Genomic DNA, 23,207 nt, shown 5'->3' with positions numbered 1-23,207 from the left:
AAAGAGGTGAAACTTTATGCTTGATGAAAGAAAGATGAAAATACTTTCAGCTATTATAGATGACTATATAGCTACGGCCGAACCGATTGGTTCCCGGACCATAGCCCGAAAATATCACATCGGAATCAGTCCTGCCACTATTCGCAATGAAATGGCAGACCTGGAAGAACTGGGATACCTTTCGCAACCTCATACATCTGCGGGGCGAATACCGTCAAACAAAGGATATAGGTTTTACGTCGACTTTCTAATGCCTTCAAGGAAGCTGGAAGAATATGAACAATCCCTTTTAAAGAGGCTTCTCAAAAAGCGCGTCAAAGAACTGGAAGACCTGATAGAAGAGGCCGGGAAGGTCATATCTAGACTTACAAGCTACACAGCCATCATTCTGGGCCCCCAGCTTGAATCCAGCAGATTGAAGCATGTGCAGATAATACGGCTGGAGGAAAAGAAAGGCCTCATGATAATAGTAACAAATTACGGTACAGTCACCCATCATATTGTAGAGATACCTCAAAATTTGACGGATTCGGATTTGCAGAGAATATCAAACGCATTAAACAGCAACCTTGCCGGGAAAGCTCTTGAAGAAATAACTCAGGAAGTTATGAATTCCATAAAAGATGACTTGATAGAATATGACAGTGTTTTAAATATTTTACTGGATCTGCTGAGGGAAAATCTTGACGATACAAAGGAGAACAACAAGGTATACGCGTCGGGAAGTTCAAAAATGCTCGAGTTTCCTGAATTCAGAGATGTGGAAAGAGCCAGGAATTTTCTGTCGCTCCTGGAACAACATGACCTGATCACGAGGGCTCTCAAGACTTCCTGCAAGCCCAACAACATAACGGTCACCATAGGAAGCGAAAATCCGTGGAGCGAATTTCAGGAACTGAGCATTGTCACCACAGGATTTTTTGTTGAAGATAAAAACCTGGGCATTTGCGGAATAATCGGCCCTACCCGTATGGAATACTCTAAAGTTTTCTCCATACTTGAAAAAGTGACGGATTATCTCAATAAAGCCATAACTTCATTATTATAATTAATATAAAGTATTTTTAAGCGGATTGCGAACCTCGACCCACTGGGCGGGGTTTTCTTCCGCAGCCGCAAAACATTAAGGAGGTTTTGATTTTGACGTTTAAGAACAACAACGCCCAGGAAGTGGATGAAAAATTGGCGGCACTCATCACAAACTCCAATGCCATAAGAGCCGTAGCTTCAGCCGTTGAGGGCACCATCGGGCCCAAAGGCCTAGACATAATGCTGGTTGACAGATTTGGAGAGGTTACCATAACCAATGACGGAGTCACAATTTTAAAGCAGATGGACGTAAACCATCCCGCTGCCAAAATGCTAATCAACATTGCAAAAGCCCAGCAGGAGGAAGTGGGGGACGGCACCACCACAGCCACCATTATGGCGGGAACCATGGTTTCCGAAGGGGTCAACCAGATTTTGAAAGGCGTACCGGTAGCAAGGGTCATAGAAGGTATAAAATTTGGTGTGAACAAAGCCCGGGAGATTCTGAGCGAAAGCATCATTCCTGTAAAGGATATAAACGACCCCGCACTGAAGAATATAGCCCTCATAGCCGGGAGGGAGCATGAGGATATAGCGGAGCTCGTTACAAAAGCGGCAAAACTAATCGGAGAAGAAAAGCTCAGAGAAAAGAATTTTAAATTAAAAGACATAGTGATGTCACGGGCGGGAGCAGAGAATGAGGTCTTCATGGGCATAATAATTGATAGGGAAAAAATGAATAAACAGATGCCCGACGAAATCACCGATGTCAGGGTGCTTTTAATAGACGATGCTCTGGAACCCGAAGAGATAGCACCGGAGGCCCTCAGGACTGAAGCGGGATTTGCCCGTTATTTGGAACTAAAGCAGGAATTCAAGGAGAACCTTAAGAAAATAATAGATTTGAACATAAATCTCATTCTTGTGGATAAAAATGTAAGCGACGAAGCTGAGGAACTTCTGACAGATGCGGGTGTGATAGTGCTGGAAAGGGTATCGAGAAAAGACCTGGAGAGGGTTTCGGAACATACCGGTGCAAGGATAATAAAGCGTATGGGACTCAAAAAACCAGCACAGGAGATACAAAACTATATAGGCCGGGCCGATAGGGTGTATGAAGACGAGAAACTGGAGCAGATAAGGATAGTGGGAGGCAAAGGCAAACCCATGGCCACCATCCTGGTGGGCGCTGCCACCGAGGAAATAGTGGGTGAAAGGGAACGCATAGCAAAAGACGCCGCATCCTCCCTGCAAGCTGCTGTGCTGCACGGAATGGTCCCGGGGGGAGGAGCCGTGGAAATGGCAGTTTCCCGGGAACTGGAAAAAGAAAAGGAAAAAATGAAGAGCATGGCTTCATACGGAGTTGAATGCGTGTGCACAGCCCTTAAAAGGCCTCTTGCCCAGATAGTGTATAATGCCGGATTCAACCCTCTGGAAAAGATGGAGGAAGTAAGCTTTACCCAATCAGAAAAAAACAGCTGCTCCATCGGCATCAACTGTGAAAGCGGAGAAGTGGCGGATATGGTGGAACTGGGAGTGCTGGATCCCGCTCTGGTAAAACTGCACGCCATCAAGGCCGCAGGGGAAGTCGCCGAAGCCATACTCAGGATAGATACAATAATCAAGAAAAAGGACGAATCAAATCCGGGCAAACCCGGGGCAGATGCGCCCGACGGCTTGGGGGATATGGACTTTTAAAAAAAGCAGGTGAGGTGATCTGAATGAATATAAAGCCCGGGGAAGAAAAAGATAAAGATATGGAAAATGCCCCGATAGAAAAAGCCGACAGCGATACTGAGAAAAACAATGAAGAGATAAAAAATGAAGAAATAAAAGAAGAAATAAAAGATAATGATGAAAGTTTAAAGCAAAAGCTTGAGACACTGGAAAAAGCAGTTGAAGATAAACAAAAGGAAATAGATGAATACAAGAACCGCTGGTACAGAGCCCAGGCGGATTTTGACAACTTCAGAAAAAGGACTCAGAAAGAAATTCAGGACATTCACCTTTATGCCGGAGAACAGTTGATTAAAGATATCCTTCCAGTTGTGGACAATTTTGAAAGGGCCATGGATTCCATAGAGGACAGGGAAAGCCCGATTTATAAAGGAGTCCAATTGATTTACCAGCAGCTCAAAAATGTGCTGGAGAGATATGACGTCAAAGAAATCGACGCTCTGGGGAAAGCCTTTGACCCCCGGTTTCACGAAGCGGTCATGCAGGTGGAAAGCCGGGAATATGAGAATGATACCGTAATTGAAGTTTTGCAAAAGGGTTACTTATATCATACAAAAGTCATAAGACCAAGTATGGTCAAAGTCGCTAAAAAATAACGGAGGTGTTTTTATGGGCAAAGTAATCGGTATTGATCTTGGCACTACAAACTCAGTAGTTGCATATATGGAAGGAGGTCAGCCTGTAGTAATCCCCAACAGCGAGGGATCAAGGCTTACGCCTTCTGTTGTGGCTTTCACAAAGGATGGAGAACGACTGGTGGGTCAACTGGCCAAGCGTCAGGCCATAACAAACCCCGAAAGGACCGTCATTTCCATTAAAAGACATATGGGTACTGATTACAAAGTAAATATAGACGGCAGGGCTTATACCCCTCAGGAAATTTCCGCCATGATTTTGCAGAAGCTAAAACAGGATGCCGAAAGCTATCTGGGGGAAAAAATAACCCAGGCTGTAATCACAGTTCCCGCTTACTTCACCGACAGCCAGAGGCAGGCGACAAAAGATGCAGGCAAAATCGCAGGACTGGAAGTGCTGAGAATAATCAACGAACCTACGGCTTCGGCCCTGGCTTACGGCCTCGATAAAGGCGAAGACCATACAATACTGGTGTATGACCTGGGAGGCGGCACTTTCGATGTTTCCATACTGGAGCTCGGCGATGGAGTCTTTGAGGTAAAAGCCACCAGCGGAAACAACCGGCTGGGAGGCGACGATTTCGACCAGCGCATCATCGATTATGTGGCGAATGAATTCCAGAAGGAACACGGCATAGATTTGCGGAAAGACCGCATGGCCCTCCAGAGATTGAAAGAAGCGGCGGAAAAAGCCAAAATTGAACTGTCCAGCATGGTGACCACCAACATCAATCTGCCTTTCATCACCGCCGATGCGAGCGGTCCCAAACATCTGGACATTACCCTCACCAGGGCTAAATTTGAAGAGCTTACGCGAGACCTGGTGGAGGCCACCATTGGGCCCACTCAGAGGGCTTTGAGCGATGCGGGGCTTAAACCCCAGGACATCGACAAGGTCATTCTGGTGGGAGGTTCGACCAGGATACCCGCGGTTCAGGAAGCCATTAAAAAGTTCATCGGTAAGGAGCCGCACAAGGGCGTCAACCCCGACGAAGTGGTGGCCATGGGTGCAGCCATCCAGGCGGGCGTGCTGGCGGGCGAAGTACACGATGTGGTGCTTCTGGATGTCACTCCTCTTTCCTTAGGGATAGAGACCCTGGGAGGCGTGTTTACAAAGCTTATAGAAAGAAATACCACCATACCCACATCCAAGAGCCAGATATTCACCACCGCGGCCGATGGCCAGACGGCCGTGGATATTCATGTGCTTCAGGGCGAAAGGCCTATGGCAGCCGACAACGTTACCCTGGGCAGATTTCAGCTTACCGGAATTCCTCCGGCTCCTAGAGGAGTTCCCCGCATCGAAGTAACCTTTGACATCGACGTAAACGGCATAGTGCACGTTTCCGCCAAGGATCTGGGCACCGGCAAGGAGCAAAAAATCACCATAACTTCATCCACGGGTTTGAAGGAAGAAGAAATACAGAGGATGGTCAAAGAGGCCGAAAAATACGCCGAAGAGGACAGGAAGAAAAAAGAAAAGATTGAAGCAAAGAACCATGCGGATTCTCTGATATACCAGTCCGAAAAGATGCTGGGAGATCTGAAGGATAAAATAAGCCAGGAAGATGCGGATAAGGTGAAAAAAGAAATAGACAATGTCAGGAAATCTCTTGAAACCGATGATGTCGAAAAGATAAAGAAAGCCACCGATGATTTAACAAAGGTGTTTTACGATATTTCGTCAAAACTGTATCAATCCACAGGCCAGGGCAACCCGGGCGCAGGTGCAAACTTTAACCCCGGAGCCGGGGCGAATCCATTTGGTGGCGGAGCCGCCGGTGAAAGCAAAAAGGATGAAAAGGTAGTGGATGCGGATTATAAAGTGATGGATGACAATGATAAGAAATAAAAGCGGGCTCTTTCCGGGCCGGCTTTTAACTGGAGTGATGCCGATTGGCCAAAAGAGACTATTATGAAGTGCTCGGCGTCAGCAAAGACGCATCGGAAGACGAAATAAAAAAGGCTTACAGAAAACTCGCGCGCCAATATCATCCCGATGTAAACAAAAATGACAGGGATGCCGCAGAAAAATTCAAGGAAATAAACGAAGCTTATGAAGTGCTGAAAGACCCCGAAAAGCGGGCCCGGTACGACCAGTTCGGCCATGCCGGCATGGGCCAGGGCGATTTTGACGCCGGCAATTTTGGCGGATTCGGCGATTTTGGAGACTTCGGCAATTTCGGCGGAGATTTCTTCGGGGACATCTTTGAAAACTTTTTCGGGGGCGGCTTTGGAGGAACAAGACGGCACGGGCCTGTTCGCGGCGCTGACATACTGTATGATCTGGAGATTTCCCTGGAAGAGGCCGCAGCCGGCATAGAAAGAGAAATACAGGTTGCCCGTATGGAAAAATGCGAAAGATGCCAGGGCACCGGCGCAAAACCGGGCACACATCCCAGGACATGCCCGGTATGCGGTGGCACCGGCCAGGTGAAAAACGTGCAAAACACGGCCTTTGGACGGTTTGTGAACATAACCACCTGTTCAAGATGCGGCGGCAAGGGGACCATCATAGAAGAACCGTGCCCTCACTGCAACGGCAGAGGTCTGCTGAGGGCGCAACGAAAAATAAAGATAAAAGTCCCCCCCGGAGTCGATACCGGTTCCCGCCTCAGGGTAAGCGGGGAAGGAGAACCCGGCGAGCGCGGCGGACCGCCGGGAGACCTCTATGTGGTGATCCGGGTCAAACCCCACAAACTTTTCATAAGGCAGGGAGACGACCTGATTTACGATGCAAATATTTCTTTTGTGCAGGCGGCACTTGGTGATGAAATCGAAGTGCCTACATTGGATGGCAGGATAAAGTTGAAGATACCCGAAGGGACACAGCCGGGTACGAATTTCCGCCTGAAAGCAAAAGGTATTCCGCATATAAAGGGATACGGCAGGGGAGACCTGCATGTCAGGGTAAATGTGGTCATACCAGAAAAGCTGAACGAAAAACAAAAGGAACTCCTTAGAAAATTTGCCGATATCAGCGGCGAAGAATTAAAAGGTCCGTCAAAAGGATTTTTCGGCAAGATGAAAGATGCCTTTGGCGTGTAGCCGGGAGGTAAACATGAATTGGGTTGAAATCAAAATCAAAACTTCCACCGAAGCCATTGAAGCCGTATCAAATATTTTTTATGAAGCCGGCGTTATGGGTGTCGTCATAGAGGATCCGAGGATTTACCTTAGACCTCAGGACGAAAATCAGTGGGATTATATAGAAATACCTGAAGGCATCGATTTCGAAGAAGCCGTGGTAACCGGCTATCTGGTGGAAGACAGCAGTCTTGCCGAAAGAGTCAGAGAGATCGAGGAAAGGGTAAAGCGGCTCCCGGAGTATGGTTTGAACATAGGCAGAGGTGAAATGGCCGTTACCACCGTCTCCGATACGGATTGGGCCAATGCATGGAAGAAATATTATAAACCTACGCGCATCGGGAAAAGCCTCGTGGTAAAACCTTCCTGGGAGGAATACCGGCCGGAGGCGGGAGAAATCGTGATAGACCTTGACCCCGGCATGGCCTTCGGCACCGGCACACATGAAACAACAAGGCTTTGCATGGAACTTTTGGAAAAATATATGAAAAAAGATTTTACTGTGATAGATATAGGCTGCGGTTCGGGCATACTGTCCATAGCCGCTGGAAAGCTGGGAGCTTCCGAGGTGGTGGCCGTAGACATAGATGAAGTATCGGTGAAGGTTGCACAGGAGAACGTGGAAAGAAACAATTTAACCAATGTCGTAAAGGTGGTAAAAGGCGACGGATTGAGAAACATTTCTTTTAAGGCGGACATAATAATGGCCAATATCATTGCAGACGTCATAATTGATTTGAGCGGGCAAGTGCCCCTGAACCTGAAGGAAGGCGGCTTTTTTCTGGCGTCGGGAATTATAAAAGACCGGAAGCTTTCAGTGGTGGAAGCCTTGGAGAAAAATGGTTTTGATGTGATTGAAGAGTCCGAAAAGGGCGAATGGGTTGCATTGACGTCAAGACAGGCCCCCATCGGAAACTGATGGGGGTGAATTTTATGCCCAGATTTTTTGTCTTCAAAGAGTTTTACATAAATGACATGGTCGTGATTTCCGGAGATGACGCCCACCATATAATAAAAGTGTTGAGGCATAAGCCCGGGGATATTCTCAAGCTTTCCGACGGCAAGAATACTGAGGCCGTAGCAGTCATAGAGGAAATAGATGCGAAACATATTCAAATAAAAACAAAAATTATAGAGAAAGATATAAAAGAAAAAACAAAACCAATCATAACCCTGTTCCAAAGTTTACCCAAAGGGGACAAACTGGATTTCATCCTTCAAAAAAACACGGAAATAGGCGTATCGAAATTTGTCCCCATAATAACCGAAAGGACCGTTGTGGAACTTTCTCAACAGAAACTTTCAAACCGGATGCAGCGGTGGAAAAAAATAGTGATGGAAGCTTCAAAACAGTGCATGCGCCTGGATATACCGCAAATAGCAGATGTGAAAGGTCTTGACGAGAGCCTTAAAACTATAAAAGATTATGACATTGCCATCATACCCTGGGAACAGGAGAAATCATGCTTCTTGAAGAACGTTTTGATTGAAGCAAAGAACAATAATGCTATAAAAATAGCAGTTTTTGTCGGCCCAGAAGGGGGCTTTACGGGCGAGGAAATAGAAAAAGCAAAAAGTTTCGGGGCTGTGCCTGTAAGCCTGGGTCCACGGATTCTGAGGTCCGAAACCGCTGCCATAGCGGTTTGCGCTGCAATAATGTATGAACTGGGTGAACTAGGAGGTAAAAATGCCTAAAGTAGCTTTTTACACCCTCGGATGTAAGGTAAATCAATATGAATCCGATGCCATGGCCGAACTTTTTAAAGAGCGCGGCTATGAAGTAGTGGATTTCGAAAGCCGGGCGGACGTTTATGTCATTAACACATGTGACGTGACTAATGAAAGCGCCCGAAAGTCGAGGCAGATGATAAGAAAAGCCTCCCGGATAAACCCTCATGCCAGGGTGGCGGTTGTGGGCTGCTATGCGCAGCTCAAGTCCGATGAGATATCCCGAATACCAGGCGTGGATGTGGTTATTGGAACAAAAGACCGCAGGCGTATAGTGGACCTTGTGGAGGAGTCCGTTAAAAGGCATGAACAAATCATCCAAGTGCAAGACATTATGTGCGAGAGGAACTTTGAAGAAATCGCCTTCAAAGGTTTAAGACAAAGGACCAGAGCCTTTCTCAAGATACAGGAAGGATGCAATATGTTCTGTTCATACTGCATCATTCCCTATGCAAGAGGGCCCGTCAGGAGCAGGCCGATGGAAAGCATTATAAAAGAAGCGAGAGAACTCGCCGCAGAAGGATTCAAAGAAATAGTGCTGACGGGAATCCATCTGGGATTGTACGGGCATGACTTCGGTGGAAAAGGCCTTCATTTGCTGGAAGTGGTGTACAGGATTTCCGGGATTGAAGGCATAAAGAGAATCAGGCTGAGCTCCATCGAAGCTCTGGAACTCACCGGTGAGTTTGTCGAAGGGCTCTCTAAACTCAAAAATTTCTGCCATCACTTTCACATACCACTTCAGAGCGGCTGTGACAGCGTGCTCGAGCGTATGAACCGCCGCTATACCACCGCTCAATTCAGAGAAAGGGTTGAATACATCCGGCGAAAAATGCCAGATGTTTCCATAACCACCGATGTCATAGTGGGATTTCCGGGGGAAACACCGGAAGAATTTGACATAACCTTCAATTTTATAAGGGAAATTGGGTTTTCCCGGCTCCATGTTTTTCCTTTTTCACCCAGAGGAGGCACCCCTGCCGCCGAAATGCCCAACCCTGTAAAAAAGAGTGTGAAGGAAGAGAGAAGCCGCCGGCTTATAGATTTGAGCTGGGAACTGGAAAAAAAATTCCGGCAAAAATTTTTGGGCGAAACGGTGGAAGTATTATTTGAAGAAGAGACGGATATTAACACCTATGAAGGACTGACGGGAAATTACATGAAAGTCGCGGCTTCGTCCAGAGAAAACCTTCACAATAAGCTTGTGCCGGTGACTCTCAAGGAAAATGCTTCCGATCGCCTTATTGGTGAAATCCTTAACTAACAAATTTTAATTCCGGATAAAAAAATTTTGCTGCAAGCAGGAAATTTGGCCTTTGGTGTGGAATAATTTTAAGAAAAATATTTAATTAGTCCAGGGTAAGGAGGTGGAAAGTGATGGACTGTATTTTTTGCAAAATTGCACAACATGAAATACCGGCGAATACCGTCTATGAGGATGATGATGTGATAGCCTTTAAAGATATTAACCCTCAGGCCCCCATCCATCTCCTGATAGTTCCCAAAAAACATCTGGCTTCCATAATGGAAATAAATGACCAAAACGGAGAAATTTTAAATAAAATCATCCGCACGGCACAAAATCTCGCCAGGCAAAATAATATAGATAATAAGGGATTCAGACTGGTAGTCAATACCGGCGATGATGGAGGTCAAACGGTAGGCCATCTGCATTTTCATCTTCTTGGAGGCAGATTTATGACATGGCCTCCAGGTTGATGTTGACGGAAGTGTTTCAAAACTTTATAATAAAGTATGTTCCAGCAAACGAGCGCGGAGGGAGGGAGTAAAAATGGCAGAAGTAAGAGTAGGGGAAAACGAATCACTGGACAATGCACTTCGGAGATTCAAACGCCAGTGTCAGAGAGCGGGTGTGCTTTCAGAAGTCAGGAAACGTGAACATTATGAAAAACCCAGTGTGAGAAGAAAGAAAAAATCTGAAGCAGCCAGAAGGAGAAAATTTCACAAGTTTTAAGGAGAGATGACATGTCTATAAAAGATGTGTTAAATCAGGACATGAAGGCTGCCTTAAAAGAGGGCGATAAAGACAGGTTGTCGGTGATAAGGATGGCCAGGTCCGCTATTCTTTACGCCGAAAAGGAAAGACTTCATGAACTGGATGACGGAGAGGTCATAGAAGTACTATCCCGTGAAGTAAAGAAACTAAAAGACGACAGGGATGAGTTTGAGCGGCTCGGCAGGGCCGAACAGGCTCAGAAGCTGGGACAAGAAATAGACATATTGATGAGTTACCTCCCTCAGCAATTGACCGATGATGAAGTGGAAGAAATAGTGCGTCAGAGCATATTTGAAGTCGGAGCAAACAGCGCAAAGGATATGGGCAAGGTCATGAGCACCATCATGCCAAAGGTAAAAGGAAGGGCCGACGGCAGAGTTGTGAATGCTATTGTAAGAAAGCTGCTTCAATAAAAAGGAGTCAGAAGCTTAAACCGAAGGCCGGATGCAAGAAGGATTTGCCGCCAGGCAAATCCTTCTTTGGGTCCACCGCATCCCCGGCGGTGAATATATAATAAATTAAGTCCGCATAAGCGGGCTTTTTTTGTAATTAATCTTGCATTTGAAGAATAAATTTTTAAAGAATCCATATTGAGTTTTAAGAAGGGATTTAAATGGCCGACGGAATCAAAAAACGAATTTCCGATGCTCTGGACCTGCCCGGGGATATTGTCCTGAATCTTCCGAGGATTACCATAACCGGCAGCGTTGCGGTATTTATCGAAAACCACAGAGGCATAGTGGAATACACCTCAGACAGAGTCCGTTTGAATACGGGTGAAAGAGCTTTGATTGTAAAAGGCGAAGGCCTTCTCATAAAATCCCTGGTGGCTGACGAGGTAACCATAGAGGGCCGCCTCAAATCCATAGAATTTGAGGATTGAGTCCGAGGGGGGTCGGAAGTGCTGCTCATCAGGCTGTGGAATTATTTTCGGGGATATGTTATTATAAAAATAACCGGCGAGTATACTGAAAGGCTCCTGAATCAGGCCGCACTGAAGGGGATATATCTGTGGGATATTAAACGCCTTGACGGTAAAACTTTGACAGCCGGGGCGAATGCACGCGACTTTTTCAGGTTGAGCCGTTTAACAAGGAAAACGCACTGCCGGATTTTTATCCTCCGCAGGATGGGCATTTTCTTCATGTTGAACAGGTTGCGAAGGAGAAAAGTGCTTTTGGCGGGAGCCGTGCTGTTTATAGCCTCAATATATTTTCTATCTTCATTCATCTGGAGCATAGATGTCATCGCCCAGGACCCCGAAATAAAAAAGGCGGTTGAAAGCGATTTGAGGCGGTGGGGGCTCAAAGAGGGCATATTCAAGTACAATCTGGATAAAAAGTATTATATGAATAAAATCTTACAACAGCATAAAGAGATTGCCTGGGGAGAAATTCGGATAAAAGGCTCCAGATTGGTGGTTGAACTGGTTAAAAAGAAAATGCCTCCGGAACTTGAAGAAAATTCACCTTGTGATATAATAGCTTCGAAGGATGGTATTATTGAAGAAATCATACCTCTCAAAGGAGAAGCGCTGGTAAAACCTGGCGATACCGTAAGCGCAGGGGATATATTGATAACCGGCAGGGTTTTGATAAAATCGGACCGAAAGGAAGACGCAGAGCGGCAGAATCAATCCGACATGCTGCTTGTTCATGCCAGGGGCATTGTAAAAGCGAGAACATGGTATCAGAAAGCTGTCGGCGTGCCTCTGGTAATAGTGGAAAGGGTTCCTACGGGACGGGTTAAAAAGGCGTACAGATTGCAGCTGGGGAAAAGCGCATTGAGTTTTCAATTGGGAAGTATCCCGTTTGCGCTTTATGAAACGGAAACCGTCGGTCAAACCAGGCTGCTGCCCGAAATCCTGGGAGATATTAGATTCAGCGTAATATATTACCGGGAAGTACAGTCGAAAAAAAAGTTCATCGGAGTGGATAAAGCCGCTCAGGAAGCTGAAAAACAGCTTATGGAACATCTGAAAAGCCTTCCGGAAGATATTAAAATAACCAGGAAAAAGATGGATTTTTCACTGGACTCCGACGGAAAAAACGTGATCGGAACCATGACTTTAGAAGTTATTGAAGATATAGGCAAGGAGGAGAAAATTTGGGGAAGAACCTTGCAGAATCGAGGGTGACGGTAGATAATATCGCCAGTCTTGCATTCCTGTTCGGAAACAGGGACGAAAACATAAAATTCATAGAAGAAATATTTAAGGTTAAGGTCCTGACCCGGGACGGCAATGTAACCATTTTGGGCGACACCGAGAATGTGGAATCGGTACGGAAACTTTTCACACGTTTGATGGAAGTCATAAGAGGAGGTAACCAGTTGACTTCGGCTGATGTAAAATATTTCGCGGGCCTTGTCAAAGATGGCGAAGAAGAGAAAATCACCGATTTATATGATGATGTTGTATGTTTTACGCACCGGGGAAAGCCCATAAAGCCCAAGACTTTAGGTCAGAAGCTGTATGTTCAGGCTATAAAAAACAACGATATAGTCTTCGGAATAGGCCCTGCCGGCACCGGCAAAACATACCTGGCCATGGCCATGGCGGTGACTGCCTTCAAGGAAAAGGAGGTAAACAGAATAATCCTTACAAGGCCCGCGGTGGAAGCAGGAGAAAAACTCGGCTTTTTGCCGGGCGATTTGCAGGATAAAGTGGACCCGTACCTTCGGCCGCTTTATGACGCCCTGTATGACATCCTGGGAGTTGAGTCCTTCCGGCGCCTCATGGAAAGGGGATTGATTGAAGTGGCTCCCCTGGCGTATATGAGGGGAAGGACCCTGGACGATTCCTTCATCATCCTGGACGAAGCTCAGAATACCACTTCCGAGCAGATGAAAATGTTTCTTACCAGACTGGGGTTCGGTTCCAGGGCGGTGGTTACCGGAGACATCACCCAGATAGATTTGCCGAAGGGTGTATTTTCCGGTCTTGAGGAAGTAAAACAGGTACTGAAAGGTATCAGGGGCATCGAATTTATATATCTTGACGACAGGGATGTAGTGCGCCATGAAGTGGTGCAGCGAATTATAAAGGCCTACGAGAGATTTGAGGAAAAGCGCCAGCAAAGCGGGGAGTGATTTTGTGGCTGTAGGCAGTAACTTGAGCCCAAAAAGGGTCCACGTGGCGTTGTTCTACAATAAAGTCGCAAGGAAAACGATGATGGGCCTGTTTTTCTTTCTGGCATTGACGGCTCTGGTGTATGCCAGTATATTGCCCCAGAAATATGATATAAAAGTGGGGGATGTGGCGCAGGAGGATATCAGAGCGCGCAAAGATGCCATAAACACCGTCGCCACACGGAAACTCCGTCAGGCTGCGGCGGATTCGGTGTCTAAAAAATATATACTCGACCACAGTATCACCCTGGAGGCTAAGGATGAAATAACAGAGATTTTTTCCAGTATAAAACAGATAAGATCCAGGGATTACCTGGATGAGCAGGGAAAGATAGATGCTCTAAAGCGCATGATAAATAAAAACCTGGCCGAGGAGACTTATGTACAGGCGATAAAAATGGATAATTCCAGCCTGATGGAACTGGAAACTATTACAAAAGCCGTCCTGGAAAAGGTCATGGAAGGCGGTGTAAAGGAGGATTCCATAGACAGGGCCAAAACCTATATTATTGAGGAATTTCGAAATATCAAGCTTCCCCAGGAATTAAAAAACATGGGGGAAGACATAGCCTTTTCCGCAATTAAATACAATATGGTTTATGACAGGGAAGCCACTGAGAAAGAACAGCAGGAAGCCATGGATTCCGTGGAACCGGTAAAAATAGCCCGAAATCAGATATTGATCGAAAAAGGGGCGACCGTGACCGCCGAACAGAGAGAACTTTTAAAAGAACTCGGTCTGTTGGCCCAGGACAAACGCGCGAATTTGAGCCTTCTTGCAGGAACTATGCTGATGGCGGCAATACTGGAAGGAATCCTCATATTCGCCATATATTTCTTTCACAGAAAAATGTTTGAAAATGAGCTTTACTTAAGCCTGCTGGCGCTCATCATTCTATCGACGCTTATTATTTCTATCGCTGTAAAGACCATTTCAAATTATCTTATTCCCCTGGCCGCCGGCAGCATGCTAATATCAATTTTGATTAACCCTTCCATCGCCCTTATTTCCAGCTTTATTATGAGCATAGCGGTAGGTGTGGTGCTGGGCAATGACTTCATTATTTCTACGGTGGCTTTTCTAGGCGCCGTAGTGGGAGTTTTTTGTACGGTCAGAGTGTCGCAGAGGGTCGACCTCACTAAGTCCGGAGGGATCATAGGTCTTGTTGATTTTGTTCTCATCATGGGCATGGAACTTTTGAACAACGATCCCTTCTGGATTGCAATAAAACAGAGTTCGTGGGGTATTGTAAGCGGCCTTTTTTCGTCGGTGCTTACAATAGGCACCCTTCCGTTTCTGGAAAGCGCCTTTGATATAACAACTTCCATAAAACTGCTGGAGCTGTCGAATCCAAACCAGCCGCTGCTGAAAAAACTGATGATCGACGCTCCGGGGACCTATCACCACTCCATCATAGTGGGAAATCTTGCAGAGGCCGCAGCGGAAGCCGTTGGGGCGGACCCGCTTCTAGCCAGGGTAGGGGCCAATTACCATGATATCGGAAAGCTCAAGAGGCCGTACTTTTTCATCGAAAACCAGCTGACATCCGATAATCCCCACGACAAGTTGAACCCAACGCTGAGCGCCCTTATAATTACATCTCATGTAAAAGACGGCATAGAGACGGCAGGGGAATATCGGCTTCCGGCTGTGATAAAGGATTTTATTTCTCAGCACCACGGTACCACGTTGCTTTCGTACTTTTACAATAAAGCTGCCTCCGGGGATAAAATACCAGATGAGGCCGGCTTCCGGTATGAAGGCCCCAAGCCCCAGACAAGGGAAGTAGCCATCGTGATGCTTGCGGATTCTGTGGAAGCGGCAGTAAGGTCCATGTCGAGCCCTACGCCGGGCAAAATCGACGGCCTTATCCGGCAGATTATAAAGGAAAAACTTTCTGACGGGCAGTTGGATGAAAGCGACCTGACATTGAAAGAACTGGACAGAATAGCTGGAGCGTTTTCCAGGGTACTTACCGGCATATTTCATACCCGCATAGAATATCCCGATAGATTGAAAGAATTGGAGGGAAAACAAGCCAGAAATGCCTGAAATAATCATTGGAAACCGGCAGGAAAAAATTGACATTGATACCGAACTTGAACGATTACTTGCGGATATTTTAAAGTTCGCCCTAACGGAAGAAAAGGTTCCGCAGGATGCTGAAGTAAGCGTCGTGCTGGTGGATGACGCATATATCAGGGAGCTGAACCGACAATATAGGACGAAAGACACGCCCACCGATGTGCTTTCTTTTGCCATGAGAGAAAGCGTCCCCGAAGAAGAGGCTATCGAAGGAGAACTCGAAGCCGAAAAACTCCTGGGGGACATAGTGATTTCGGTAGAAAGGGCCAGGGAGCAGTCGGAAGAGTACGGCCATTCCTTTGAAAGAGAGATGGGGTATCTGGCGGTTCACGGGCTGCTGCACCTCCTGGGATATGATCATGAAGACGAACACGATAGAAAAATCATGCGCGAGAAGGAAGAAGAAATTTTAAAAGCTTTTGACCTGAAAAGAGAGGCAATCTGACAATATGAAAAAATCAAGGACCCTGTTTGAAAGCTTCAATTACGCTATTGCGGGTATAATGTATTCTTTTAATACCCAGCGAAATGTCAGAATTCATTTTTTCATGGCGTTCCTGGTGCTTGCCGTAAGCCCTTTTTTCAATTTGAGCGCCTTTGAACTACTGATAATTATCTTTACCATAGCTATGGTGATAATAACCGAAATGATAAATACGGCCATCGAAAACACTATAGATATGGTAACTGAGAAATACCATCCGCTGGCGGAGATCGCCAAAAATGTGGCTGCCGGTGCGGTGCTTATAGCAACTTTAAACGCACTGGCGGTAGGCTATCTTATCTTTTGCAGGAGATTGTTAAAGATTTTCCTTTAATGTGGATGTTAACTCTGACCACGACGGAATTCCGGAATATATGAATGACAGAGGCAGGAGGAAAAGAATGTTAAAAAATCGATGGATTTTCTTCGCTATTATTGTTTTAATATTATTTTTACAGACAGGTTGCGGCAAAAAAAATACGGATTTAGCGGCTCAAAATCCTACAGATGCAGGGAATTCCGGGCAAACGGTTGAAAATCCTTCCACTGCGCTGCCGGAATCTCCAAAAACCGTAAATCCCCTAACCGGTTTGGCAGACTTAGATGTAAGATACATAAATCAAAGGTCTTTGGCGGTCATGATAGAAAACGAATACCACGCCAGGCCCCAGTCGGGATTGGACAAAGCGGGCGTTGTTTACGAAGTGCTGGCGGAAGGCGGGATAACAAGGTTTCTGGCAATTTTCCTTGGGGCGGATGTGGAGGAAGTGGGACCCATAAGGAGTGCCCGGCCATATTTTATCGATTACGCCATGGAATATGACGGCGTATATGTACATTACGGTGCAAGCCCCCAGGGTTATTCGGATCTGAAGAAATTAAAAATCGATGATATCGACGGCATATATGACAAAGTTACATTCTGGAGGGACAGCTCCCGCAGAGAGCCTCACAACGCATACAGCAGCATCGAAAAAATGCTTAAAACCTCTGAAAAGCGGGGATATTTGAAACCGGTAAATTTGAAAGTATGGAACTTTAACGAAAAAGATACGGCTCCTGATGGCGAAGCCCTGGAACAGTTTAAACTAACATATTTTAACAATTACAGCGTAAGCTATACATACGATTCCGATAAAAAGGCTTATGAACGCTTTATAAACGGCAAGCCCCATACCGATAGAAAAACCGGGCAGCCCATCTTTGTAAAAAACATCATTATCCAGTTCAACGACACAAAAGTGATGGATAAAGAGGGACGCCTCGAGATAAAGACAACAGGTTCTGGCAAAGCGTATTACATAAGTGACGGCTTCTGTAAGGAAATCAAATGGGAAAAGAGTTCCAGAAGCGCAAGGACAATATATGCCCTGATGGATGGCACCGAACTTAAAATAAATCCCGGCAACACCTGGATTCAGGTAATGCCCCAGTGGGGAAAGTTTGATAAAGGCAAGTAAAAATTTATCGCGAGATGGAGAGAAAAATCAATGGGTCTTTACAGGACCGATGCCATAGTTTTGGGACACCGGAATATCGGTGAAGCGGATAGGGTACTGACGCTTTTTTCCCCCGCAAAAGGGAAAATACATGCAGTAGCCAGGGGTGTGCGCCGGCCGCATAATCGCCTGCTCGGAGGCACCCAGATTTTTACTTTCAGTAATTTCCTCATTATGGAAAGCAGGACACTTGACAGCATAAGCCAGTGCGAGATAAAAGAATCTTTCCACAAAATCAGGGCAAATCTGGAGCGCATGGCTTACGGGTTGTATTTTGCGGAAATGCTCAGGGCGTCTACCCCTGAAGAGGATAAAAACCGCGATCTCTTCAACTTCTTTCTAAAAACATTATATTTCCTGCAGGAATGGAACGACCTGGAGCTTTTAAGCCGTATATATGAGATCAAACTCATGGCTATCCAGGGTTTTGCTCCCGAGGTTTTCCGCTGCGTGAGCTGCGGAGAAAAATTGTCAGAGAGAATGCGGTTCAGCAGCAACCTGGGAGGTGTACTCTGCTTTCGATGCCTTAAAGATGATGTCAAAGCCGTGGACATAAGCTACGAAGCTGTGAAGGCTCTACGGTATTTCATAAAGAAACCTTACAGAGAATTAATCAGCCTTGATTTGCGAGAGGATGTAAAGAAACAATTGAAAAATGCCTCTCATCCATTTATACTTCATCATCTTGATCGCAAGTTAAAAACTCTAGAATTTATCAATGACATTAACAGACTTAAAGCGCCAACCGGACCGACAGGAGGGAATTGAATGGAAGCAATATGGGATTCGTTTAAAGGAAAGAATAAGTATATCGCTTTTATGGTATTTCTATTTATTTTCGGTGCAATTCTGGGGTATCTTGCATTTCAATACAATCCGGAACTGGTTACCAGGAATATGGATAGGCTTCTTGGAAACATCCTGAAAATAAGCAGGGCCATCGGCAGGCAGAATAAGCTATATATCACAGGTTTGATTTTTCAGAACAATATAAAAGCGTTGCTTCTTATGATGTTCGGCGGGGCGTTGCTGGGCCTTGCGCCTTTTTTCGGCATCCTGTTCAACGGTTTTGCGATTGGGATAGTTTACGCCCTGAATTTTCATCAGGGAAGATCCCTTGCTTTTTTCCTGGCGGCGATGCTTCCTCACGGCATACTGGAACTGCCGGTGATAATACTGGCGGCCGCTTTTGGCCTCAAAACGGGGATTGAATTGGCCTTCCCCGGGAAATGCAGCCGCATGGAGCTCTTTAAGAAAAACCTGCAGGATAGCGTGCTGGCCCTTGGCATCCTTGTTCCCATGCTTTTCATGGCAGCCGTTGTTGAGGCGGCCGTAACCCCTTATTTTGCTAAAAAATTTATATAAAAAAGAGGAACTTCTTGTTAAATGTAGTATATATATAATTGATTTTTTGTGTACACTAACTATGGCAGCAGGGGAAAGGAGTGAGGTTCAATAGAATTAACGCCCAGACAGGCTAAAATAGTGGAGATAGTAAAAAGAAACGAGCCCATAACCAGCGAACAGATAGCAGAGAAACTGAATTTGACTAGAGCCGCTTTAAGACCGGACCTTTCTATTTTGACCATGTCGGGCATTCTAGATGCACGACCAAGAGTGGGATATTTTTTTTCAGGCAAGGCCGCAAGGAATATAATCTCAGAGAAAATAAACAAAATAAAAGTGGACGATATAAAAGCTGTTCCTGTGGTCGTTAAAGAAGAATCTTCAGTTTATGACGCCATTGTGACTCTTTTTCTGGAAGATGTGGGCACTCTATTTGTGGTACAGGAAGATGGAAGCCTGACCGGCCTTGTTTCCCGCAAGGATCTGCTCAAAATTGCCATCGGCAATGCAGATATTCACAAGATACCGGTAGGCGTCGTCATGACAAGGATGCCGAACCTTGTGACTGTCACGCAGGAAGAAAGCGCCTATGATGCAGCCCGAAAGATAGTGGACCATCAGGTGGATGCCCTTCCGGTGGTTAAAATAGAAAAGGAAGGGGATAAAGTAAAATACAAATTGGTGGGAAAGGTTACAAAAACCACTATAACAAAACTGTTCGCGGAACTGGGCAAGGCTTAGGAAAGGGAGGGATCAACGATAATAGAAAAAAATAACACTCCAGTAGTGTTTGCGGTTTCCGATTCCATCGGTGAGACTGCCGAGCTTGTTACCCGGGCTGCCATGATTCAATTCAATTCCGGCCATGTGGAAATCAGGAGAATCCCCTATGTGACCGATGAGGAATATGCCAGGGAAGTCATTGAAGAAGCCCGGGAAGTGCCCAACTGCGCCATAGTGTGCACAATAATTCTGCCTGAAGTCAGGCGGCGCATCATCGAACTTGCCAGGCAAAATAATATACACATAGTGGATTTAATGGGGCCTATGATGGATGTCCTTTCAAAGATAACTGACCTTAAGCCCCGGCTGGAACCCGGCCTGGTACATAAAATAGATGAAGATTATTTTAGAAAGATGGAAGCCATTGAATTTGCCGTGCAATATGATGACGGAAAAGACCCCAGAGGCCTGTCGAGGGCTGATGTGGTGTTAATAGGCGTGTCCAGAACATCAAAGACCCCCCTGGCTCTTTATCTCGCCCACAAGAGGCTGAAGGTGGCCAATCTGCCCCTGGTGCCGGAAGTTGCACCTCCCGATGAACTGTTCGAACTGCCGCCCCGGTCAGTTATCGGCCTCACCATAACCCCAGAAAAGCTCAACGAAATCCGCCGTGAAAGGCTCAAAGCCCTGGGGTTGAGCTCGGATGCCAGCTATGCGAACCCCGAGCGCATACATAAAGAGCTGGAGTATGCCGAAACCATAATGAAAAAAATCGGCTGCCCAAGAATTGATGTTTCAAATAAAGCAGTGGAAGAAATTGCCACGAGAATCCTGGAAATTATAAGGAAAGGGGAATTTTAAAATGACCAAAAAATATGTTTACAATTTTAGAGAAGGCAAAGCAGATATGAGGAGTCTGCTTGGCGGCAAAGGGGCAAACCTGGCCGAGATGGTACATATCGGCCTTCCGGTGCCCATGGGCTTCACAGTGACGACCGAAGCCTGCCTCAATTACTACGAAGAGGGTGAAAAGATTTCGGATGAAATCTTGACACAAATTTTTGCCGCGCTGGATGAACTTGAAAAAGAAAACGGGAAGAAGCTAGGCGACCCGCAGAATCCCCTTCTGGTGTCGGTCAGATCAGGCGCTGCAATTTCCATGCCTGGCATGATGGATACGATTTTAAACCTTGGATTGAATGACGAAAGTGTCAAAGGGCTAGCTGCTGTCACTGCCAACGAGCGCTTTGCCTATGACAGTTATAGAAGGTTTATCCAGATGTTTGGAAATGTGGTTCTGGGCATCGAACACGAAAAATTCGAGTCAAAAATCGATTCGGTCAAAGCAAAGAAAAACGTTACCCAGGATACCGAACTTTGTGCCGAAGACTGGCAGGAAGTTATTAAGCTCTATAAAGAGCTGGTAAAAGAGGAAACCGGCAAGGACTTTCCGCAGGATCCCAAAGAACAGCTTTTGATGGCCGTGGAAGCTGTGTTCAAATCCTGGAACAACCAGAGGGCGAAGGTATACCGGAAGATAAACAAGATTCCCGACACTCTTGGCACCGCAGTAAATGTCCAGACCATGGTCTTCGGCAACAAAGGAGACGACTCCGGCACAGGTGTAGCCTTTACGAGAAATCCCTCCACCGGGGAAAAGAAGGTTTATGGAGAATTTCTTATGAACGCCCAGGGCGAAGATGTGGTGGCCGGCATCAGGACTCCAAAGAACATTTCCGAACTTGAAAGCGTTATGCCCGAAGTTTTCGAGCAGTTTACGGGAGTATGCAAGCTTCTGGAAAACCATTACAGGGACATGCAGGACATAGAGTTCACCATAGAAAACGGAAAACTCTACATGCTTCAAACCAGAAGCGGCAAGAGGACCGCTCAGGCCGCCGTCAAGGTTGCGGTGGACATGGTGAAGGAAGGACTCATTACAAAAGAGGAAGCGCTGCTTCGCGTGTCTCCCGAGCAGGTAGTGTCACTGCTGCACCGCAGGATCGATCCATCCGCCAAAGTGGAGGTCATAGCCAAGGGGCTTCCGGCTTCTCCAGGAGCAGGTTCCGGACATGTGGTATTTGACCCCGACGAGGCCGAGGAGCTGGGAAATCAGGGCCAGAAGGTAATTCTTGTGAGGACCGAAACTACCCCCGATGACATCCATGGTATAGTAGTGGCCCAGGGCGTTCTCACAAGCCGTGGAGGCATGACCAGCCATGCGGCAGTGGTGGCCCGGGGTATGGGCAAGCCCGCCGTATGCGGATGTGACGCTATAAAGATAGACACTGAAAAAGAAGAATTTCAAGTCGGGAAACTCATAGTTAAAAAAGGCGATATAATCTCCATAGATGGCGCAACGGGCCAGGTAATACTGGGCGACGTCCCAATGATCGACCCCATTTTGTCGGATGAATTCAAGGAACTTCTCGGATGGGCCGATGAAGTAAGAAAAATTTCCGTAAGAGCCAATGCCGATACGCCCAACGATGCCAGGGTGGCCCGGGAGTTTGGGGCCGAGGGTATAGGGCTGTGCAGGACCGAGCACATGTTCATGGCTGTGGACAGGCTCCCGGTAGTCCAGGAGATGATAATGTCTGACACAAAGGAAGAAAGAGAAAAGGCTTTGGAAAAATTGCTGCCATTCCAGCAGGAAGACTTTGAAGGCATCCTTGAGGCCATGGAAGGCCTGCCTGTCACCATTCGACTGCTGGATCCGCCGCTCCATGAATTCCTGCCCAACGCGGAGGAACTCATTACCGAGATAGCGGAACTCAAAGCGGCCGGAAATACGAAAGAACTTGAGAAAAAACAGAACATGCTCAAAAAAGTTCGCTCGCTGCACGAATTTAATCCCATGCTGGGACTTCGCGGCTGCCGCCTTGGAATCCTTTATCCCGAAATCTACGCCATGCAGGTAAAGGCTATCTTTAAAGCCGCATGCAAGCTCACAAAGCGCGGCTTGAAAGTGGAACCCGAAGTGGAGATCCCTCTGGTAGGCCACGAAAACGAACTCAAAGTTATGCGTGATTTGGTGGAAAAGACGGCCGCCTCAGTGCTCGAACAGGAAGGGGTAAAGCTCGATTACAAGATCGGAACCATGATAGAAATTCCGAGGGCCTGCGTCACCGCCGGAGAAATCGCAAAACATGCGGATTTCTTCTCCTTCGGCACCAATGATTTGACCCAGACTACCTTCGGCTTCAGCCGTGACGATGCCGAGGCTAAATTCATGCCTCACTATATAAATGAAAAAATTTTAATCGACGACCCATTTATCGTTCTCGACAGAAATGGCGTCGGCTCCCTCATGAAAATGGCGGTAAAATCCGGCCGGGAAGTCAAAGAGGACCTGATGGTCGGTATCTGCGGCGAACACGGTGGAGAACCAAGTTCCGTAGAGTTCTGCCATATGATTGGTCTTGACTATGTGAGCTGCTCACCCTTCAGGGTTCCTGTGGCAAGGCTTGCGGCGGCTCAGGCACAGCTAAAGAATAAGTAAATTAAAAGATAAATAAAATGATAAGTAAACAAAAAGGGGCGAAAACCGCCCCTTTTGTTTGAAGACATGGGGACGGTTCTTTTGTCTGCGTTTGAGACACAAGAACCGTCTCCGTATCTTCGTCTCCGTGTCTTCGGAGATTTTTTTGAGCAAATAAAAAAGTGTTTAGCACATTTATAATTAAAAGAGGAAAAATGAAAATTG

The 23,207-nt window shown here is 46.4% G+C and carries 23 protein-coding genes; all 23 read left to right on the top strand.

Translation table 11 applies throughout. The features are described from left to right. The first annotated feature begins 16 nt into the window (after positions 1-16). The 23 genes from hrcA to ppdK all read left to right on the top strand — a co-directional run bounded on the left by hrcA (position 17) and on the right by ppdK (position 23,003). Entirely contained in the window at positions 17-1,048 is a 1,032-nt protein-coding gene (hrcA, locus tag AC6I1H_RS01835; protein ID WP_497739342.1) for a heat-inducible transcriptional repressor HrcA, read from the top strand. Positions 1,049-1,140: 92 nt separating this feature from the next. Further along, positions 1,141-2,727: a TCP-1/cpn60 chaperonin family protein gene (locus tag AC6I1H_RS01830; protein WP_497739341.1), complete on the top strand. Its 1,587-nt coding sequence runs from the start codon at positions 1,141-1,143 to the stop codon at positions 2,725-2,727. Positions 2,728-2,750: 23 nt separating this feature from the next. Further along, entirely contained in the window at positions 2,751-3,362 is a 612-nt protein-coding gene (grpE, locus tag AC6I1H_RS01825; RefSeq protein ID WP_497739340.1) for a nucleotide exchange factor GrpE, read from the top strand. Between the two features lie 13 nt (positions 3,363-3,375). Then, entirely contained in the window at positions 3,376-5,253 is a 1,878-nt protein-coding gene (gene dnaK, locus AC6I1H_RS01820) for a molecular chaperone DnaK (RefSeq protein ID WP_497739339.1), read from the top strand. 44 nt (positions 5,254-5,297) lie between these two features. Then, positions 5,298-6,449, top strand: a complete 1,152-nt coding sequence (gene dnaJ / locus AC6I1H_RS01815) for a molecular chaperone DnaJ (protein WP_497739338.1) — start codon at positions 5,298-5,300, stop codon at positions 6,447-6,449. Between the two features lie 13 nt (positions 6,450-6,462). Next, a complete protein-coding gene (gene prmA / locus AC6I1H_RS01810) occupies positions 6,463-7,407 on the top strand; it encodes a 50S ribosomal protein L11 methyltransferase (protein WP_497739337.1) in 945 nt (314 codons plus the stop codon). Between the two features lie 14 nt (positions 7,408-7,421). Then, the gene (locus AC6I1H_RS01805; protein WP_497739336.1) at positions 7,422-8,183 is read left to right on the top strand and encodes a 16S rRNA (uracil(1498)-N(3))-methyltransferase; all 762 of its coding nucleotides are present in this window, start codon (positions 7,422-7,424) and stop codon (positions 8,181-8,183) included. Continuing rightward, positions 8,176-9,480 (top strand): tRNA (N(6)-L-threonylcarbamoyladenosine(37)-C(2))-methylthiotransferase MtaB, encoded by a 1,305-nt coding sequence (gene mtaB, locus AC6I1H_RS01800; RefSeq protein WP_497739335.1) that lies wholly within the window; start codon positions 8,176-8,178, stop codon positions 9,478-9,480. Before AC6I1H_RS01805 ends, mtaB begins: the two co-directional genes overlap by 8 nt. A 110-nt stretch (positions 9,481-9,590) precedes the next feature. Beyond that, positions 9,591-9,935, top strand: coding sequence for a histidine triad nucleotide-binding protein (locus AC6I1H_RS01795; RefSeq protein ID WP_497739334.1), 345 nt, complete (start codon positions 9,591-9,593; stop codon positions 9,933-9,935). A 73-nt stretch (positions 9,936-10,008) separates the two neighbouring features. Next, positions 10,009-10,191 carry a 30S ribosomal protein S21 gene (gene rpsU, locus AC6I1H_RS01790; protein ID WP_120766996.1) on the top strand — a complete coding sequence of 61 codons (183 nt, stop codon included), beginning with the start codon at positions 10,009-10,011 and terminating at the stop codon, positions 10,189-10,191. A gap of 11 nt (positions 10,192-10,202) precedes the next feature. Beyond that, positions 10,203-10,646, top strand: coding sequence for a GatB/YqeY domain-containing protein (locus tag AC6I1H_RS01785; protein WP_497739333.1), 444 nt, complete (start codon positions 10,203-10,205; stop codon positions 10,644-10,646). A 200-nt stretch (positions 10,647-10,846) separates the two neighbouring features. Next, positions 10,847-11,116, top strand: coding sequence for a sporulation protein YqfC (gene yqfC, locus AC6I1H_RS01780; RefSeq protein WP_497739332.1), 270 nt, complete (start codon positions 10,847-10,849; stop codon positions 11,114-11,116). Positions 11,117-11,134: 18 nt separating this feature from the next. After that, positions 11,135-12,370 carry a sporulation protein YqfD gene (gene yqfD / locus AC6I1H_RS01775; RefSeq protein ID WP_497739331.1) on the top strand — a complete coding sequence of 412 codons (1,236 nt, stop codon included), beginning with the start codon at positions 11,135-11,137 and terminating at the stop codon, positions 12,368-12,370. Continuing rightward, the gene (locus AC6I1H_RS01770; protein WP_497739330.1) at positions 12,340-13,323 is read left to right on the top strand and encodes a PhoH family protein; all 984 of its coding nucleotides are present in this window, start codon (positions 12,340-12,342) and stop codon (positions 13,321-13,323) included. The genes yqfD and AC6I1H_RS01770 overlap by 31 nt, the downstream gene beginning before the upstream one ends. Before the next feature lie 4 nt (positions 13,324-13,327). Then, positions 13,328-15,415 (top strand): HD family phosphohydrolase, encoded by a 2,088-nt coding sequence (locus AC6I1H_RS01765; protein ID WP_497739329.1) that lies wholly within the window; start codon positions 13,328-13,330, stop codon positions 15,413-15,415. Beyond that, positions 15,408-15,893, top strand: a complete 486-nt coding sequence (ybeY, locus tag AC6I1H_RS01760; RefSeq protein WP_497739328.1) for an rRNA maturation RNase YbeY — start codon at positions 15,408-15,410, stop codon at positions 15,891-15,893. The genes AC6I1H_RS01765 and ybeY overlap by 8 nt, the downstream gene beginning before the upstream one ends. A gap of 4 nt (positions 15,894-15,897) precedes the next feature. Beyond that, a complete protein-coding gene (locus AC6I1H_RS01755; RefSeq protein WP_497739327.1) occupies positions 15,898-16,266 on the top strand; it encodes a diacylglycerol kinase in 369 nt (122 codons plus the stop codon). A gap of 67 nt (positions 16,267-16,333) precedes the next feature. After that, positions 16,334-17,392: a DUF3048 domain-containing protein gene (locus tag AC6I1H_RS01750; protein ID WP_497739326.1), complete on the top strand. Its 1,059-nt coding sequence runs from the start codon at positions 16,334-16,336 to the stop codon at positions 17,390-17,392. Positions 17,393-17,422: 30 nt separating this feature from the next. Then, entirely contained in the window at positions 17,423-18,199 is a 777-nt protein-coding gene (gene recO, locus AC6I1H_RS01745; protein WP_497739325.1) for a DNA repair protein RecO, read from the top strand. Next, positions 18,200-18,796, top strand: coding sequence for a stage II sporulation protein M (locus AC6I1H_RS01740; RefSeq protein ID WP_497739324.1), 597 nt, complete (start codon positions 18,200-18,202; stop codon positions 18,794-18,796). Positions 18,797-18,886: 90 nt separating this feature from the next. After that, positions 18,887-19,519 carry a transcriptional regulator CcpN gene (ccpN, locus tag AC6I1H_RS01735; protein WP_497740680.1) on the top strand — a complete coding sequence of 211 codons (633 nt, stop codon included), beginning with the start codon at positions 18,887-18,889 and terminating at the stop codon, positions 19,517-19,519. 18 nt (positions 19,520-19,537) lie between these two features. After that, positions 19,538-20,362 carry a pyruvate, water dikinase regulatory protein gene (locus tag AC6I1H_RS01730; RefSeq protein WP_497740679.1) on the top strand — a complete coding sequence of 275 codons (825 nt, stop codon included), beginning with the start codon at positions 19,538-19,540 and terminating at the stop codon, positions 20,360-20,362. 1 nt (position 20,363) lies between these two features. Beyond that, positions 20,364-23,003, top strand: a complete 2,640-nt coding sequence (ppdK, locus tag AC6I1H_RS01725; protein ID WP_497739323.1) for a pyruvate, phosphate dikinase — start codon at positions 20,364-20,366, stop codon at positions 23,001-23,003. Positions 23,004-23,207: the final 204 nt, after the last annotated feature.

It is taken from the genome of Biomaibacter sp. TOL, from assembly GCF_059717795.1.
This window is presented reverse-complemented; position numbering and strand designations above follow the sequence as displayed.

Excerpts from the sequence above, each read along its gene's own strand:
- ybeY (WP_497739328.1), top strand. The coding sequence starts at position 15,408 with ATGCCTGAAATAATCATTGGAAACCGGCAGGAAAAAATTGACATTGAT.
- dnaK (WP_497739339.1), top strand. The coding sequence starts at position 3,376 with ATGGGCAAAGTAATCGGTATTGATCTTGGCACTACAAACTCAGTAGTT.
- AC6I1H_RS01750 (WP_497739326.1), top strand. The coding sequence starts at position 16,334 with ATGTTAAAAAATCGATGGATTTTCTTCGCTATTATTGTTTTAATATTA.
- recO (WP_497739325.1), top strand. The coding sequence starts at position 17,423 with ATGGGTCTTTACAGGACCGATGCCATAGTTTTGGGACACCGGAATATC.
- AC6I1H_RS01740 (WP_497739324.1), top strand. The coding sequence starts at position 18,200 with ATGGAAGCAATATGGGATTCGTTTAAAGGAAAGAATAAGTATATCGCT.
- AC6I1H_RS01805 (WP_497739336.1), top strand. The coding sequence starts at position 7,422 with ATGCCCAGATTTTTTGTCTTCAAAGAGTTTTACATAAATGACATGGTC.
- AC6I1H_RS01755 (WP_497739327.1), top strand. The coding sequence starts at position 15,898 with ATGAAAAAATCAAGGACCCTGTTTGAAAGCTTCAATTACGCTATTGCG.
- grpE (WP_497739340.1), top strand. The coding sequence starts at position 2,751 with ATGAATATAAAGCCCGGGGAAGAAAAAGATAAAGATATGGAAAATGCC.
- AC6I1H_RS01785 (WP_497739333.1), top strand. The coding sequence starts at position 10,203 with ATGTCTATAAAAGATGTGTTAAATCAGGACATGAAGGCTGCCTTAAAA.
- yqfC (WP_497739332.1), top strand. The coding sequence starts at position 10,847 with ATGGCCGACGGAATCAAAAAACGAATTTCCGATGCTCTGGACCTGCCC.
- prmA (WP_497739337.1), top strand. The coding sequence starts at position 6,463 with ATGAATTGGGTTGAAATCAAAATCAAAACTTCCACCGAAGCCATTGAA.
- mtaB (WP_497739335.1), top strand. The coding sequence starts at position 8,176 with ATGCCTAAAGTAGCTTTTTACACCCTCGGATGTAAGGTAAATCAATAT.
- hrcA (WP_497739342.1), top strand. The coding sequence starts at position 17 with ATGCTTGATGAAAGAAAGATGAAAATACTTTCAGCTATTATAGATGAC.
- ppdK (WP_497739323.1), top strand. The coding sequence starts at position 20,364 with ATGACCAAAAAATATGTTTACAATTTTAGAGAAGGCAAAGCAGATATG.
- rpsU (WP_120766996.1), top strand. The coding sequence starts at position 10,009 with ATGGCAGAAGTAAGAGTAGGGGAAAACGAATCACTGGACAATGCACTT.